The organism is Polaromonas sp., from assembly GCF_029945925.1.
In the GTDB taxonomy this organism is placed as follows: Bacteria; Pseudomonadota; Gammaproteobacteria; order Burkholderiales; family Burkholderiaceae_C; genus Polaromonas.
In genome coordinates, this window is sequence record NZ_JAQSDN010000020.1 from 18,850 (window position 1) to 33,580 (window position 14,731).

General features: G+C 66.2%; 13 protein-coding genes. 1 reads left to right on the forward strand and 12 read right to left on the reverse strand.

From position 1 onward, the window contains the following. Nucleotides 1-12: 12 nt before the first annotated feature. From PSV40_RS05285 to PSV40_RS05300, 4 genes are read right to left on the reverse strand one after another with little or no spacing between them, the layout of a single operon-like run. Nucleotides 13-1,071 carry a phospholipase A gene (locus PSV40_RS05285; RefSeq protein ID WP_300535122.1) on the reverse strand — a complete coding sequence of 353 codons (1,059 nt, stop codon included), beginning with the start codon at nt 1,069-1,071 and terminating at the stop codon, nt 13-15. A gap of 15 nt (nt 1,072-1,086) precedes the next feature. Then, nucleotides 1,087-1,227 carry a hypothetical protein gene (locus PSV40_RS05290; protein WP_300535124.1) on the reverse strand — a complete coding sequence of 47 codons (141 nt, stop codon included), beginning with the start codon at nt 1,225-1,227 and terminating at the stop codon, nt 1,087-1,089. After that, nucleotides 1,221-1,760, reverse strand: coding sequence for a hypothetical protein (locus tag PSV40_RS05295; RefSeq protein ID WP_300535126.1), 540 nt, complete (start codon nt 1,758-1,760; stop codon nt 1,221-1,223). The genes PSV40_RS05290 and PSV40_RS05295 overlap by 7 nt, the downstream gene beginning before the upstream one ends. A 20-nt stretch (nt 1,761-1,780) precedes the next feature. Then, nucleotides 1,781-3,913 carry an ATP-dependent helicase gene (locus PSV40_RS05300; protein WP_300535128.1) on the reverse strand — a complete coding sequence of 711 codons (2,133 nt, stop codon included), beginning with the start codon at nt 3,911-3,913 and terminating at the stop codon, nt 1,781-1,783. A 135-nt stretch (nt 3,914-4,048) separates the two neighbouring features. Between PSV40_RS05300 and PSV40_RS05305 the strand changes: the two genes are divergently transcribed. Then, nucleotides 4,049-5,002 (forward strand): AEC family transporter, encoded by a 954-nt coding sequence (locus PSV40_RS05305; protein ID WP_300535131.1) that lies wholly within the window; start codon nt 4,049-4,051, stop codon nt 5,000-5,002. A gap of 183 nt (nt 5,003-5,185) precedes the next feature. Here the strand turns inward: PSV40_RS05305 and priA are convergent, their stop codons facing one another. The 8 genes from priA to PSV40_RS05345 all read right to left on the reverse strand — a co-directional run bounded on the left by priA (nt 5,186) and on the right by PSV40_RS05345 (nt 14,716). Further along, nucleotides 5,186-7,420, reverse strand: coding sequence for a primosomal protein N' (gene priA / locus PSV40_RS05310; RefSeq protein WP_300535133.1), 2,235 nt, complete (start codon nt 7,418-7,420; stop codon nt 5,186-5,188). Nucleotides 7,421-7,785: 365 nt separating this feature from the next. Continuing rightward, nucleotides 7,786-8,886, reverse strand: coding sequence for a uroporphyrinogen decarboxylase (gene hemE / locus PSV40_RS05315; RefSeq protein WP_300535137.1), 1,101 nt, complete (start codon nt 8,884-8,886; stop codon nt 7,786-7,788). Between the two features lie 246 nt (nt 8,887-9,132). Further along, nucleotides 9,133-9,876 carry a hypothetical protein gene (locus PSV40_RS05320; RefSeq protein WP_300535140.1) on the reverse strand — a complete coding sequence of 248 codons (744 nt, stop codon included), beginning with the start codon at nt 9,874-9,876 and terminating at the stop codon, nt 9,133-9,135. 218 nt (nt 9,877-10,094) lie between these two features. Next, complete coding sequence (locus PSV40_RS05325) at nt 10,095-10,532, reverse strand: CoA-binding protein (RefSeq protein ID WP_300535142.1); 438 nt, start codon at nt 10,530-10,532, stop codon at nt 10,095-10,097. A gap of 8 nt (nt 10,533-10,540) precedes the next feature. After that, nucleotides 10,541-11,173, reverse strand: a complete 633-nt coding sequence (locus PSV40_RS05330) for a thioredoxin family protein (protein WP_300535145.1) — start codon at nt 11,171-11,173, stop codon at nt 10,541-10,543. Nucleotides 11,174-11,212: 39 nt separating this feature from the next. Then, on the reverse strand, nt 11,213-13,366 hold the full coding sequence (locus PSV40_RS05335) for a thioredoxin family protein (protein ID WP_300535215.1): 2,154 nt from the start codon (nt 13,364-13,366) through the stop codon (nt 11,213-11,215). Nucleotides 13,367-13,429: 63 nt separating this feature from the next. Beyond that, entirely contained in the window at nt 13,430-13,768 is a 339-nt protein-coding gene (locus PSV40_RS05340; RefSeq protein ID WP_300535148.1) for a DUF167 family protein, read from the reverse strand. Nucleotides 13,769-13,927: 159 nt separating this feature from the next. Beyond that, on the reverse strand, nt 13,928-14,716 hold the full coding sequence (locus PSV40_RS05345) for an alanyl-tRNA editing protein (RefSeq protein WP_300535151.1): 789 nt from the start codon (nt 14,714-14,716) through the stop codon (nt 13,928-13,930). Between the last annotated feature and the right edge of the window lie 15 nt (nt 14,717-14,731).

Sequence of the window (14,731 nt, forward strand, 5' to 3'; positions counted from 1 at the left end):
CTGGCCAGCCCGCTACCAGTCCACCAGGCTCAGTCCGACGCTGAGCACCGTGCGGCGGCGGTTGTAGTCGACCAGGCTGTCGCCGTAGCCGCTGAACAGTTGCACGTGGTAGCGCAGGGCGGCGCTGCCGGCGATCGAGGTGGACGCCTTCATCCATTCCAGCCGGGCCGATCCGCGCGCTTCGGATTTGAGCGAATGGCGCAGCGTCAGGCCCAGGGTGTGTGTGCGGTTGACCTGCCAGTGCCCGGCCAGCTCGGCCCGGCCGATGGAGTCGGAGACGTCGGGGTTTTCGTCCTGACCCGAGCGTTCGCGCACGCGTTGCCAGACGCGTGCCTGCAGTGTCAGACCGGCGTCGCCGCCCAGCGCCTTCTCTGCCGCACCCATGAGGTAGACCCGGTTCCAGCTGCGCGATTGCGGCAGACCCTGGCCGTTGGACTGGTGGTGCAGGCCGAGGCCGCTCAGGCGGTACTTCCAGCCGCCGGGCAGATCGATCTGATGCGGATAGATGTACACCAGCTCGGGCTCGTGGTCGGTGGTCCGGAACGGACGCGAAGCCGCGCTGTTGAACAGTTGCCAGTAGCTTTGCTGGGTGTAGCCGAACCACAGCGAATCGTTGCCGGATTCATCTCCGCTGCCCGAGACCAGCAGGCCCTTGGCGAGTTTGGTGCGGACTGACAGCTGAAGCCGGGTCTCGTTGCGACTGTAGTTGGAGGGCGTGCTCGCCGAGTATCCCGGCGCCGGCGAGCTCGGCTGGTTGTTGATGCTGTTTGATCCCGACCACATCAGGCTGATGGGGCGGTAGCCGCGCAGGCCGAAGGTGTCGCAGTCCGAGCCGCGCTGCAGTTCCCAAAAGCGGGACAGTTCGGAGTACCTGGCATTGCGGCAGCCGGTTTTCTTGCCATCCGGGGCTTCGGTGGCCATGGCCGGCAGACGCAGAACCTCGGCGGACTTCTGCCCGGTGTCGGCATTGGCCGGCGCGGTGGTCAGGCTGGGCGGCGGCGTGTCCGCCGGCAATTGCGAGACCGCCCAGTTCTTGAAACAGGCCAGTTGCGCAGCGGCATCGCCACTCATGGCGTGGCAGGCCTGTTAGCCCTGGCGGTTGTTGCGCTCCTGCAGGGTGGGGGCGGCGCTGCCGGTCTGGGCCTGCGCCGCGCCAGAGGCCAGCAGCGCTGCATACAGCCAGGGCGCTGCAAGGCGCCTGCGTTCGGGTGTGCTGATGACTACCATCCGGACAACCTTTCCAGTGTGAACGGCACATCGGGCGCGTCGGGCGGCGCGTTGCTGCTCATGTCTTTCCAGGTGCCCGTGATTTTTCTTCCGCATGTGCCTTCCACCATTTTGCCGTTCCAGGCCCCGGTGATGCTGATGCCGTTGGAGGACTCGTCAAGGGTCAGGTGCCCGTCTTCCAGGTCGCCGGCCAGCTGCGCCCTGGCCGCGTGGCCGCCCTGGGCGGGTTTGTCGGCTGTGGGGGCCAGCTCGCGGTTGACGAAGCCGGCCACGCTCTCGCTGAACTCTGCGTGCCGCTGGAGTTGCAGTGTGGCGTCCGCTGGCAAACCCGCCGGCGCAGGCGTGAACCTGACCCGCCATGTCCCATGGATTTGCGCCGGCTTGAATTGTTGGACGGGCGGGCAGGAGGCGGCCGCCGCCGGGTTGACTGGACCAAGCTGCTTTTGGGCGTCATTCTGGCCATAAGCCCTCATGGACAAGGCGCTGACAGCTATGAAAAGCAGAGCAAATTTGAGCGAAGGTGATTTTTTCATCGGGTGTGCACTGTAAGGGCTTAGCCAGCGTCGCGGGCCGCCTCGGCAAGCTGGTTGGCTTCGGCGCTGTCGGCGGCGCGTTTGGCAAACTCGGCCCGCAGCGCCCTGATTTTTTCGCGCGGGTCTTCCCTGACCGTGGCCTTGTCCAGACCCATCTCGGCAATGAAGCGGCTCGGGATGCCGGCGACGGTGTCGCGCCCCTTTTTTCGCCGGCGCAGCCAGTTGACGGCCAGCGTGTACTGGGCGCGGGTGATGCCCACGTACATCAGGCGGCGCTCTTCTTCGAGGCGCTGCGCGATGTTCTCGGTGTTGCTGCCGTCGTCGTCATCGAGCTTGAAAGGCAGCAGGCCCTCGTTCACGCCGGCCAGCACCACATGCGGCCACTCCAGCCCCTTGGCCGCATGCAGCGTGGACAGCGTCACCACGTTCTGGTCGCCTTCGCGTTCGCTGATGGTCGACAGCAGGGCAATCGTCTGCACCACCTCCAGCATGGTTTTGGTTTCCGCTGCCACCACCGCGCCGGACGTGTCGTCGATCTGCCCGCCGCAGCGCTGCGCCATCCAGTCGCAGAAATCCATCACGTTGGTCCAGCGCGCGGCGGCGACTTTCTCGCTGTCCTCGCTGTCGTAGATGTGTTTTTCGTAGTCGATTTCCTTGAGCCAGGTGGTGAGGAAAGCGCGTGCGTCTTCGGCGCCCACCGTGCGTCTGGCGCGGTATTCCAGATCGTTGAGGTAGCGGCCGAATTCGTGCAGCGAGCCGACCGCCTTGGCCGGCAGCACCGCGCTCAGCGAGTTGCTGAACAGCGACTCGAACAGGCTCAGCTTGTACTGGTCGGCAAAGGTGCTCAGCGCGCCCAGGGTGGTGTGGCCAATGCCGCGCTTGGGGGTCTTGATGGAGCGGATGAAGGCCGCGTTGTTGTCGTTGTTGACCATCAGGACCATCCAGCTGCACAGGTCCTTGATCTCGGCGCGGTCGAAAAAGCTTTGCCCGCCCGAGACCTTGTAGGGAATGTTGGCCTTGCGAAAGGCTTTTTCAAATGGCTTGGCCATGTGGTTGGCGCGGTACAGTACGCAAAAGTCCCCCCACTCCTTGTGCTGGCCGCCCACCGCCTGCAGCGTGCCTTCGGCGCGCAAGCTCTGGATGCGCGCCACCACGCGTTCGGCTTCGTGCTCCTCGCTGTCGCAATCGACCACGCGCACCGGCTCGCCTTCGCCCAGTTCGCTGAACAGCGTCTTGGGAAACAGCTTGGGGTTGGGCGCGATCACGTTGTTGGCCGCGCGCAGGATGGCGCTGGTGGAGCGGTAGTTCTGCTCGAGCTTGACCACCTTGAGCTGGGGGTAGTCCAGCGGCAGCTTTTTCAGGTTGTCCAGCGTGGCGCCGCGCCAGCCGTAAATCGACTGGTCGTCGTCGCCCACCGCGGTAAAACGGCCCCTGGCACCGACCAGCAGCTTGAGCACCTCGTACTGCGTGGCGTTGGTGTCCTGGTACTCGTCGACCAGCACATGGCCCATCGAGGCCTGCCATTTGTCGCGCACCGCGTCATGCTCGCGCAGCAGCTTGAGCGGCAACCCGATCAGGTCGTCGAAGTCCACGCTCTGGTAGGCCGTCAGGCGTTCTTCGTATCGCGCCATGACGCGGGCCACCAGCCGGTCCTCGTCGCTGGCCGCCTGGGCTTCGGCCTGGGCCGCGTTCAGGCCGCTGTTCTTCCAGGCGCTGATGGTCCACTGCCATTGGCGCGCCGTGGCGGCGTCGGTGCTGCCGCCGGCGTCCTTCAAGATGCTGGTCACGTCGTCGCTGTCCAGGATGGAAAACTGCTTCTTCAGCCCCAGCACCTCGCCGTCCTGGCGCAACATGCGCACGCCCAGCGCGTGGAAGGTGCAGATCAGCACGCCCCGGGCGGGCTGGCCGATCAGTTTTTTGGCGCGTTCGCGCATTTCCGCCGCGGCCTTGTTGGTGAACGTGATGGCCGCGATCTCCTGCGGCGGCAGGCCGGCCTGGATCAGGCGGCCTATCTTGTGCGTGATCACCCGCGTCTTGCCCGAACCCGCGCCCGCCAGCACCAGACAGGGGCCGTGCATGTAGTTGACGGCTTCCTGCTGGGCGAGGTTCAGGCCGTGAGCTTGGGGCGATGCGGAGGGCGGGGTGGACGACATGCGGTGAAGAGGGGCGGGCAGGAAAGGCCGAAGCAGGTACAACGGCCCGCCACGGGGCCGGCTGAAAAAGTGGACGCAAGCGGGCCATCATAGCCAGTCAGCGGGGCGGCCCCTTTGGCGGTGACAATACGGTTTGTGCTAAGCATTCTCCTGGTCACCTTCCCCTTCTTTGCGCTGGTGCTGTGTGGCTACCTGGCGGCGCGGCGCGGGCTGCTGCCGCAGGCCGCGATTCCGGGCCTCAACACCTTTGTGCTGTATTTCGCGCTGCCCTGCATGTTGTACCGCTTCGGCGCGAACACGCCGGTGGCGCAGCTGCTCGACGGCTGGCTGGTGGCGGTGTACCTGCTGTGCGCGCTGATCATGGTGGTGTTCACGATTGCCGTGACGCGCAACCGGCGCATCGGCTGGAACGACGCGTCCTTCGGCGCGCTGGTGGCGGCTTTCCCGAACACCGGTTTCATGGGTGTGCCCTTGCTGGTCGCGCTGCTGGGCGCGCAGGCGGCCGGGCCGGCCATCGTCACCATCGTGGTGGACCTGCTGGTCACGAGTTCGCTGTGTATCGCCCTGTCCCGGCTGGACTCGGCCGACATCCATGGCGCGGAGGTGGCCGCCAAAAACGCGCTCAAGGGCGTGGCGCTCAACCCCATGCCCTGGGCCATCCTGCTCGGCGCTCTGTCGTCCGGCCTGGGGCTCGCCCTGCCGGCACCGGTGCTGCAGACGGTGGTCCTGCTGGCCGATGCCGCCTCGCCCGTGGCGCTGTTCACCATAGGCGCGGTGCTGGCGCGCTCCCAGATGACCAGCGTGGAAACCATTCCCCTGCGGGACTATGTGCCGGTGGCGCTGATCAAGCTGGTCCTGCACCCGTTGCTGGTCGGGCTGATGGGCCTGGGCGCCATCCAGCTGGGCGTGCCGCTGCAGCCTTTTGCCCTGACGGTGATCGTGCTGGTGGCCGCCCTGCCGAGCGCCAGCAACGTGTCGCTGCTGGCCGAGCGTTTTGGCGCCAACAACGGCCGCATCGCGCGCATCATCCTGCTGTCCACCGTGCTGGCCTTCTTCAGTTTCTCCGGCGCGGTGGCCCTGCTGACCTGAGAAAGCGCCCAAGGAGCTCTTGAATCACGCAGGGCCGCGCAGTACACAAAGCGACGAGTGAGGGGGCTTCAGTCAAGCAGGGGCCGCGGAACCGGCTTTGCCGGGCCGCAGGCGCAGCGGCCCCCTCGGGGGGCAGGGAGCTACACGCAGTGAGCGACCGTGGGGGCTCTAAACGATGGGGCTTTATATAGCCAAAGGGTCCACATCGATGGCCCAGCGCACCAGGCTTTTGAAGTCGCCTTGTTGCCGGGTCTGGTGCAGCAGCGGCTGCCAGGCCGCCAGAAAGCGCTGCAGCGCGGCGCGCGAGGGGCTTTCGACCAGCATTTGCGCGCGCTCTATGTTGGCCACACGCTGGATGGTCATGGGCACGGCCGGGTAAGGCGTGACCGCTTCCATGCCCGGAAGTTGTTGTGTCTGCGCGGCCGCTGCCGCTGCATTCAGAAAACCCTGGGCCACGGCCTGGTCCCGGGCCTCGGCGCGCACCAGGGCTGAAAAGCCGAAGGGCGACATGCCGGCCGCCTCGCGCTCCTTGAGTTCCTGCGCCGCAAACGCCGGGTAGTCGTGTTTTTTGAGCGCGGCAAACAGTGGGTGCTGCGGATGGAAAGTCTGCACCCACATCTCGCTGGCCTCGCCATGGTCGGCGTCGCGCCCGGCGCGCCCGGCGGCCTGCATGAGCAGGCCGAACAGGCGCTCGGGCGCGCGGAAGTCGCTGGAGAACAGCGCGCCGTCGGGGTTGATCGCGGCAACCAGCGTGATGTGGCGAAAATCGTGGCCCTTGGCAATCATCTGCGTGCCGACCAGCACATCCACCTCGCGCGCATGCACACTGGCCAACTGCGATTCGAGCGCGCCCTTGAGGCGGGTGGTGTCGGCATCGATGCGTGCGATGCGCAAGGGGCTGCCGTCGGGGCGCCGGACCGGGTGGTCGCCCGCCAGCAGCTCGGCGATGTGTTCCTCCAGCCGCTCCGTGCCTTTGCCCACGGGCGCGATGTCGATGTTGCCGCAGGCCGGGCAGGCGCGTGGCACGCGTTCGGTGAAGCCGCAGTGGTGGCAGCGCAAGGTACGGTCAATTTTGTGGAACACCCGGAAGGCGCTGCAGTGCGGGCACTCGCTTTTCCAGCCGCAGTCGTGGCAGGCCAGCACCGGCGCGTAACCGCGGCGGTTCAGGAAAATCAGCGACTGCTCGCCGCGCGCGATGCGCTGGGCGATCGCGTCCAGCAGCGGCGGCGCGATGGTGCAGTGTTTGGGCTGGTGGTTCATGTCGACCAGCCTGACGGCCGGCAGGCTGCCCTGTTGTTCCGCGCCCCCTATCCGTTCGCTCATGGTCAGCCGCTGGTAGCGGCCTACCACGGTCGCCTGCCAGCTTTCCAGCGAAGGCGTCGCTGAACCCAGCAGGACGCGACAGGCCCCCACGCTTGTCGCTTCGCGTACTGCGCTTCCCCCCGGGGGGGCGCTGCGCCTGCGGCCCGGCAAAGCCGGTTCCGCGGCCCCGGCTGGTAAGGGAAAAGCCTCCGCGCCCTCACTGTCGCCTGCCTGTGATCGTGCGCTTTCCAGCATCGCGCGGTAAACCGCGAGGTCGCGCGCCGAATAACGCGCGCCTTCCTGCTGTTTGTAGCTCGGGTCGTGCTCCTCGTCCACGACGATCAGGCGCAGATTGGGCAGGGATGCAAAAATCGCCATGCGGGTGCCCAGCACCAGCCGCGCCTGGCCGGCATGGGCGGCCAGCCAGCTCTTGAGCCGCTGCGCCGGCGTGAGGCCGCTGTGCATGGCCACCACCTGCGCCTTGCCCAGGTGGGCAAAACGTTCCTCGAAACGCGCCTGCAGCTGCGGCGTCAGGTTGATTTCGGGCACCATCACCAGCACCTGGGCGCTGGCGTCGCTGGCCAGCACCTTGGCGGCGGCACGCAGGTAGACCTCGGTCTTGCCGCTGCCGGTGGCGCCAAACAGCAGGGCCGGCCGGGTATCGGCATCAAATTCGGCGATGGCCCTTTCCTGCTCTGCGCTGAGTGCTATTAAATCAGTAGTGTCCGGGGCATCCGACGCGGGGGCCACCGGCCGCTTGAGGCGGCGTGCCAGCTGCACGGTGCTCAGTTCGCGCAATTGCGGCGGCAGCGCAGCCAGTGCCACCTCGCCAATCGACCGCTGGTAATAACTGGCGGTGAAGCCGACCAGCCGCCGCCAGGTGGCCGAAAGGGGCGCCAAGCCGTCCAGCGCGCCCAGCACCGCCCTGGACTGGCTTTCCGGCAGGTCGCCGCTGTCCGGCAGCGCCTCCCACACCACGCCCAGGACTTCGCGTTTGCCCAGCGGAACGCGCACCAGGCTTCCCGGCGGAAGCGGCCACTCGCTTCTATAGGTCAGCGGCCCGGCCACGCTGCTGTGGGCGGGGGTGGCGACAACAATCCTGAGCCAGTACCTCATGTGCGGGGCATTCGATTCGGAGAACAGAGGGGATAGTTAACCAGATATTCCTAAGATACATTTACGGACATCGCTGTAAGTGCTTGATTTAAAAAAGCTTTGACAGTCTTCCAAGGTTTCTGTGGATAACTTTGTTGATAGATTGCTCTGGCACGCGCCCGAGCCTTATAAATCAAGGCTTTGCTTAAATTGCCCGCAAAAAAAGCAGTTTAAAAATCCTATATGAATCAAGCACTTAGAAGCGCTATGCCTTTGATAGCGGGAGACTGGTCTGTAACAGCCTCATGCCGCACCGCAGCACAAATTTTGTGAATAAGTCCGGTCTGCCGAGCCGGAATTTGTGCTATGAGACGGCAAAACCGGCCTCAATGCGGGGTTCCCGTGCGCATGCGGCGTGAATAGGCGTGCACGGCGCGGACCAGCACCTCCACGCTTTCGGGTGGCGTGTGCTGGCTGATGCCGTGGCCCAGATTGAAGATGTGGGTCGGGCCGCTGCTGCGTGTATCCGCATGCGGGGTACCGAAACTCTCCAGCACACTGGCCACTTCCTGCTCGATCTGCGCCGGGTTGGCGAACAGCACATTCGGGTCCAGGTTGCCCTGCAGCGCCATGCGCCCGCCTACCCGCGCGCGGGCTTGGGCCAGGTTCACGGTCCAGTCCAGGCCGAGCACCTCGCAGTCGAGTCCTGCCATCTGCTCCAGCCACAGGCCGCCGCCCTTGGTGAACACCAGGCGCGGAATGACCGCGCCGTCATGGCTGCGTTTGAGCTGGCTCAGCACGCGCTGGGTGTAAGCCAGGCTGAAGGTCTGGAAGGCCGCGTCGGCCAGCACGCCGCCCCAGCTGTCGAAAATCATCACGGCCTGGGCGCCGGCCTCGATCTGGGCGTTCAGATAGGCCGCCACCGCGTCGGCATTGATGGCCAGCATCTTGTGCATCAGGTCGGGGCGCTGGTACAGCATGGTCTTGACCAGGCGGTAGTCGTCCGAGCCGGCGCCTTCGACCATGTAGCAGGCCAGCGTCCAGGGGCTGCCGGAAAAACCGATCAGCGGCACCCTGCCGCCCAGCGCCTTGCGGATGGAGGTGACGGCGTCGAAGACATAACGGAGTTTTTCCATGTCCGGCACTTCGAGTTTGGCCACGGCCGCCTCATCACGGACGGGCGTCGCAAAACGCGGGCCTTCACCGAGTGCAAACGACAGGCCCAGGCCCATGGCGTCGGGCACGGTCAGGATGTCGGAAAACAGGATGGCCGCGTCCAGCGGGTAACGCTCCAGGGGCTGCAGCGTGACTTCGGTGGCGTAGTCGGGCGAGGTCGCCAGACCCATGAAACTGCCGGCTTTGGCGCGGCTGGCGCGGTATTCCGGCAGGTAGCGTCCGGCCTGGCGCATCAGCCAGACGGGGGTGTAATCGGTGGCCTGACGCAGGCAGGCGCGCAAAAAGGTGTCGTTTTGGAGGGGAGCAAACATGGCTCCATTGTCTCAGAGCCGTGAATCTTTCTACTGCGCCGGCCGATCTGGCGCCTGCGGTGCTCACCGTACCCTTGTACGGCTCTGCTCCTCGACGCCACCTCGGCCCGCTCGCTACGAAATCTTCACGACTCTGGGGGCTGTTCAGACCAGCCGGGGCCGCGGGTCCGGCTTTGCCGGCCCGCAGGCGCAGCGGCCCCCTCGGGGGGCAGCGAACCACACGAAGTGGGGAGCGTGGGGGCCTATCTAACGGACAGGCAGGAACTGCAGGAAGGAAGCGCCCGCCAGGCTTTGCACATAGGTGATCACGACGCGGCGGTATTTCTCGGTCAGGACTTCGGAGAGCAGGTCGAGCCGGCCTATCACCTTGCCGAACTCGCGCTCGAAACTGAGGTTGCGTTCGCGCTCGGAGATCTCGTCGGCCAGCAGCAGGGGCTGGCCGGCCGGGTTGCGCCGCGAGGCCAGCAGCCAGACGGCCGACTCGATGTTGCGCGCGGCGTTGTAGATGTACTGCGCGTCCAGGCTGTCGACCAGGTAGAAGTCGGTTTTTCCGTTGTGCGCCACGATCAGCATGTCGGCGCTGGCATACACAAAAGCGGCCACCCGGTCGCCCCGGAAGTCGGGGCTCAGGGCCAGCGAGAGGGCGGCGATGTCGCGTTTGCCCTGCAGCTCCGGCCAGGGCGTGCGGCTGTCGATGGCGCTGCGCACGCGCTGGACCGCCGCCTCGCGGCTGGTGCTGCCGGTCTTGCGCCATTCGACGGGGTTGCGCCGGTACAGCTTGTCGAGCAGGCGGTACAGGCTGTCGAGGTTGTCGCGCATGCCCAGGGTGGCCATGCGGTTCATATCCGATTGCACCAGCTCGCCCGAGGTCAGCGGCGCCACCTGCGCCTCGCCGCGGTGTGTCGGGGCCGTCTGGAGGCAGCCGCCCAGCAGCAGCAAGGCCGGCAGACAGAACAGGGACAACAGCAGAGGCCGGCGCGGGGAAGGCATGCGGCGATTATCCCGGAGCCGCCGCACGGCGCAAGCGCCGCGGACCCGCCAGCCGCCCTGGTGTGGTGTTGCACGCTATCCGGCACATCAAACCGCGGCTTTTTGCCCATGGCTGCGTTGCAAATCCTCGCCATAGTCGAACTATGGCTGCGGTTTGCGCCTTGCCCTGAACAAAAAACCATCGGTTTTATTTGTGCCGGCAAGCATGCAACACCACACTATGCCGGCAACAAGCCGCGCGACTGCAGCACCCTGTGGTCGACCATGAGGCAGTGGTCCTGCACCACCAGCAGGCCCGCGGCTTCGGCCTGGGCCGCGGCCGCCGGGTGGCGGATGCCGAGCTGCATCCAGACGGCTTTGGCGCCAATGGCGATCGCCTCGTCGACGATGGGCGCAATGTCCTCGCTGTTGCGAAAGCAGTTCACCAGGTCGATGTGTTCGTGCTGCGCCGCTTCCGTCAGGCTGGCATAGGCTTTTTCACCGAGCACCTCGGTGGCATTGGGATTGACCGGGATGATGCGGTAACCCTGGCCCTGCATGTAGCGCGCCACGTCGAAACTGGCGCGATGCGGCTTGGGCGACAGGCCCACCACCGCAATCGTGCGGCAATGGGTGAGGATGTAGGGCAGACGGTCGGCCGGCGGGATAGCGGTCACGCCGGGGCTCATGCCTTGTACTTGATCGAGCAGCCGTAGGCGCGGCTGCTCGCCACGCTGAGGGCCTTGCCGGCCAGCGCTTCGTTCAGGCCCTGGCGCACGTAGTTGGTCGCGGTCCGGATGTCGTCCACGCGTGCCGATGCGATGCTGTCGATCGCCCCGGCATACAGCAGCCGGCCTTGCGGGCTGATGATGTACATGTGCGGCGTGGTTAGGGCGCCGTAGAGCTGGCCGATGCTGCCGGACTCGTCCATCAGGGTGGCGCTGGCCGCCGCCTGTTTGTCGCGCATCCAGCCGGCAAGTCTGGCGGGCGCCAGATAGTCGCCGCTGCCGGTTTCGGTCGAGTTGATGGCCAGCCAGACCACCCCCTTGCCAACCGCCTCTTTCTGCAGGCCCTGCATGTTGCCGCTGTAGTGTTTTTGTACAAACGGGCAGCCGGGGTTGGTCCATTCCAGCACCACCAGTTTGCCCTTGTAGTCGCTGAGGCGATGGGTTTTTCCGGCGGTATCCGGCGCGGAAAAGTCCGGCCCGGCCTGGCCGACGACCGCGGCCGCGTGGGCGGTCTGTATGAAGGTCGCCGCCCACGGGGCGGTGAGCAGGGCGCCGGAAAAGATGCGGCGATTGACGCGGTGATTCAACATGGCTGGATCTCCTTCAGAAAAATGAAGTGACGGGCAGTGCTAGAGCTTGGCCAGTTCGGCCCGCACATCGGCGACCGACAGGATTTCCGACAGCACCACCGGCGCGCGGCCGGGTTTGTAGATCACATACACCGGCACACCGTTGCGGCCCAGTTGCGCCAGCGCGGCGGTCACGGCCGGGTCGCGGCGCGTCCAGTCGGCGCGCAGCAGGGCTACGTTTTTGGCATCCATGTCGGCCAGCACATCGGCATCGGCCAGCGTGGTTTTCTTGTTGTACTGGCAGGTCACGCACCAGGCGGCGGTGAAATCGACAAACACGTTCTGGCCTTGGGCCGCGAGCTGGTCCACGCGGCCCGGCGCCCAGGCCTGCCAGCGGCCCGAGGTTGCTGCGGCGACGCTGGAGGTCTCCAGCGGCTTGATGACATTTTGGCCTATAGCCCATATCCCGAAAGCGCCAAGCGCTATCGAAAGCGTAGCGGCCACGGTCCGGGTCCGGCCCCGCAGTGTCAGCGACCACAACACCAGCGCCATCAGCACCAGCAGCGCCAGCAGGGCGCCGGCGCCGTCGATGCCGCTTTGCTGGCCCAGCACCCAGACCAGCCAGGCGACGGTGGCGAACATCGGAAACGCCATCAGCTGCTTGAAGGTCACCATCCACGCGCCCGGACGCGGCAGGGCGCGTGCCACCGCCGGCACCGCACTGGCCGCCAGGTAGGGCAGGGCCATGCCCAAGCCGATGGCCCCAAACACCGCCAGCGCCTGGGCGGCCGGCAGGCCCACGGCGTAACCGAGCGACGCCCCCATGAAAGGCGCGGTGCAGGGCGAGGCAATCGCGGTGGCCAGCACGCCGGTCAGAAAGGCATTGAGCGTCGGGTTTTTGGCCTGCAGGCCGGCGACCTTGCCCGGCAGAAAGCTGCCAAATTCAAACAGGCCCGCGAGGTTCAGGCCGATCAGCGTGAACAGCACGGCCAGAGCGGCCACCACGGCCGGGCTCTGCAGCTGGAAACCCCAGCCGAGCTGCTCGCCGGTGGCGCGCAGGCCCAGCAACAGGGCGCCCAGCGCCAGGAAGGACAGCACCACGCCGGCCGTGTAGGCCAGTCCGCCGCTCAGGCGTGCCGCGCGGTTTTTCTCCTTGGCGAAACTCATCACCTTGATGGCCAGCACCGGAAACACGCAGGGCATGAGGTTCAGGATCAGTCCGCCCAGCAGCGCACCCAGCAGGGCGGCGACCAGTGTGAGCGGCGGCGCGCTACGGCCGGTGGGCGCCGCGCCCAGCGCCGCATTGGCCTTGAGCGCCGCTTCCAGCGCCGGCGACACCGTGGCCGCGGCGGCCACGGCCGGCCAGTCGCCCTTGACCGGCAGCTCGACGCGGTAGGCGGTCTGGTCCAGCGCCACCACCACCGGCATCACGCGCGGGCTTTCGCTGCGCTGGCTGGAGAGCGGCAGTTGCGCGGTCCACACCGCGCCCTGCCATTTTTGCTGCCAGGCGCCGGCGGGCTCGATCACGCTGCCGGTCTCGGGGAAAAAGTCCAGGGTTTTGCCCTGCAGGCGCGCGGGCAGGCCCGCGAGCGTCACCTGGATGGCTTGGGTGCTGACCTGCACCTCGCTGCCGGTTGCGGCCAGCGGCTGGGGGCCGGCGGCAAAAGCGGCGGCAAACAGGCTGCTGCTGCTGCCGGTCGAACTCCGGACCGGAATCTGCAGGGAAAAGTCACCTTCCTGCGGAATACATTCCTTCTTGCAGACCAGCCAGCTGGCCTTGAGCCGGATGTCGAGGTTGGCGGCGTTGAAGCCGGGTGCCACGGTGAGCGGCACCGGCAACAGCACGGTGCCTTCGTAGCCGTAGTTGGCAAGGGTGCCAATGGGTATCTTTTTCGGCGTGGGCCAGGCGATGTCGCCAGCGGTGACACCGGCCGGCAGCGTCCATTCGAGCAGGGTTGGCAGGCCGGAATCGCCGGAGTTTTTCCAGTAGGTGTGCCACTCGGGAATGTGCGCCAGCTGCAGGCCCACCCAGACCGGTTTTCCCGGCTCCACGCCATCGGGCGCCCAGGCCAGCAGTTCGGCACGCACCTGGTCGGTGCTGACCACGGCATTCGCCGTGGCCTTGTTTGTGAAGCTGATTTGGGCGGTAGCGCCCGTGGTGAAAGCGCAGGCAGCTATCAAAAACAGAGCGGACGCGAAGCGGTGAAAAATCATGGTCATGGTGTGAGCGGCACGTGGGCCTTTAGTTCCTGGGACGGTGCCCGCAGGCCCTCTTCCCTATTGTCGTCCGGCAGGGTCGGTGGGCAGGCCGGGCTGCGCAAACACCGCCGGCAGCTTTTTCGGCGCGTGTATGCGCAACTGCTTGTTGACGTTTTCCCGGCCGAAGACCACCTGGATGTCGCTGACCGCCACACCGAACAGCGGCGCCAGGAAACGCAGCATGTGGTCGGTGGCCTTGCCGGCCTGCGGCGCGGCGGTCACGCTGACCTTGAGCTGGCTGCCCTTGGGTTTGCCGATCGCGTCACGGCTGGCCGACGGTTTGCCCAGGATGTTGACCACCAGCACCTCGCCGTCCCAGGCAAAGAAGGAATCACCGGTGGCATTTTTCGGGCGCATCGGACAAAGATCAGGCGGCGAAGCCTGGTACTGCAGCACGGAAGTAGCGAAACAAAAATGAAAGTGATGGTTTCGTGCCCAGGGCAAGGCGCAAGCCGCAGCGAAGGCTATACGCCTTCGCAAGGATTGCAACGCCGCCATGGGTGCGAAGGCGCGCTTTCATGTGTCGATATTTTCGGGTTGCAGTACCAGCACCACGCGGCGCGTGGTGGCGCTTTTCTTCTCGATTTTGGTGACCACCACCGCGCCGATCTCGGAGGTATTGGCCACATGCGTGCCGCCGCAGGGCTGGAAGTCGATCATGTCGTCTGCCCCGGCGCCGCCGATGCGAATGGTGCGCACCTGGCCGCTGCCGCGCGGTGGCTGCACACTCATGCTTTTGACCAGGGCCGGGTTCGCGTCCAGCTCCGCGTCGCTGATGCTGCCCACGGCCACCGGGTGCGCGGCGGCCACCAGCCGGGCAATGCCGGCGCTCAGGAGGTCCTTGTCCAGCGGGTCCGTCATGTTGAAGTCCAGCCGCGCATAGTCGGGCGTGATCGAGCAGCCGTTGACCAGCTGCGGCACCAGGTGGCAAAGCAGGTGGGTGGTGGTGTGAAAACGCATGAGCCGGTGCCGTCGCGCCCAGTCGACGCGGGCGGTCACGACATCGCCGGCTTTCACGCCAATGCGCAAAAGGTGGTCCAGCACCGACGCCGCCGGGTCCGGCAAAGCCGGCAGGTGGCAGATGTTCGCCGTGAACTGGCCTTCTGCGTTTTTGCCCTTGCGTGTGTCGGCGATGGGGATTTCACGCCCATCGGCCAGCACCAGCACACCCGTGTCGCCGGCCTGGCCGCCACCCAGGGGGTAAAACACCGTGCGGTCCAGCACCAGGCCCTGCTCGGTCACCGCGGTCACGGTCGCGCTGCATTCGGCCAGGTAAGCGTCATCACGAAACAGGGTTTGTGTCATGGTTTGATAATACCG

Coding starts and splice junctions, on each gene's coding strand:
- PSV40_RS05285 (WP_300535122.1), bottom strand. CDS start 1,071: ATGAGTGGCGATGCCGCTGCGCAACTGGCCTGTTTCAAGAACTGGGCG.
- PSV40_RS05290 (WP_300535124.1), bottom strand. CDS start 1,227: ATGGTAGTCATCAGCACACCCGAACGCAGGCGCCTTGCAGCGCCCTGG.
- PSV40_RS05295 (WP_300535126.1), bottom strand. CDS start 1,760: ATGAAAAAATCACCTTCGCTCAAATTTGCTCTGCTTTTCATAGCTGTC.
- PSV40_RS05300 (WP_300535128.1), bottom strand. CDS start 3,913: ATGTCGTCCACCCCGCCCTCCGCATCGCCCCAAGCTCACGGCCTGAAC.
- priA (WP_300535133.1), bottom strand. CDS start 7,420: ATGAGGTACTGGCTCAGGATTGTTGTCGCCACCCCCGCCCACAGCAGC.
- hemE (WP_300535137.1), bottom strand. CDS start 8,886: ATGTTTGCTCCCCTCCAAAACGACACCTTTTTGCGCGCCTGCCTGCGT.
- PSV40_RS05320 (WP_300535140.1), bottom strand. CDS start 9,876: ATGCCTTCCCCGCGCCGGCCTCTGCTGTTGTCCCTGTTCTGTCTGCCG.
- PSV40_RS05330 (WP_300535145.1), bottom strand. CDS start 11,173: ATGTTGAATCACCGCGTCAATCGCCGCATCTTTTCCGGCGCCCTGCTC.
- PSV40_RS05335 (WP_300535215.1), bottom strand. CDS start 13,366: ATGATTTTTCACCGCTTCGCGTCCGCTCTGTTTTTGATAGCTGCCTGC.
- PSV40_RS05340 (WP_300535148.1), bottom strand. CDS start 13,768: ATGCGCCCGAAAAATGCCACCGGTGATTCCTTCTTTGCCTGGGACGGC.
- PSV40_RS05345 (WP_300535151.1), bottom strand. CDS start 14,716: ATGACACAAACCCTGTTTCGTGATGACGCTTACCTGGCCGAATGCAGC.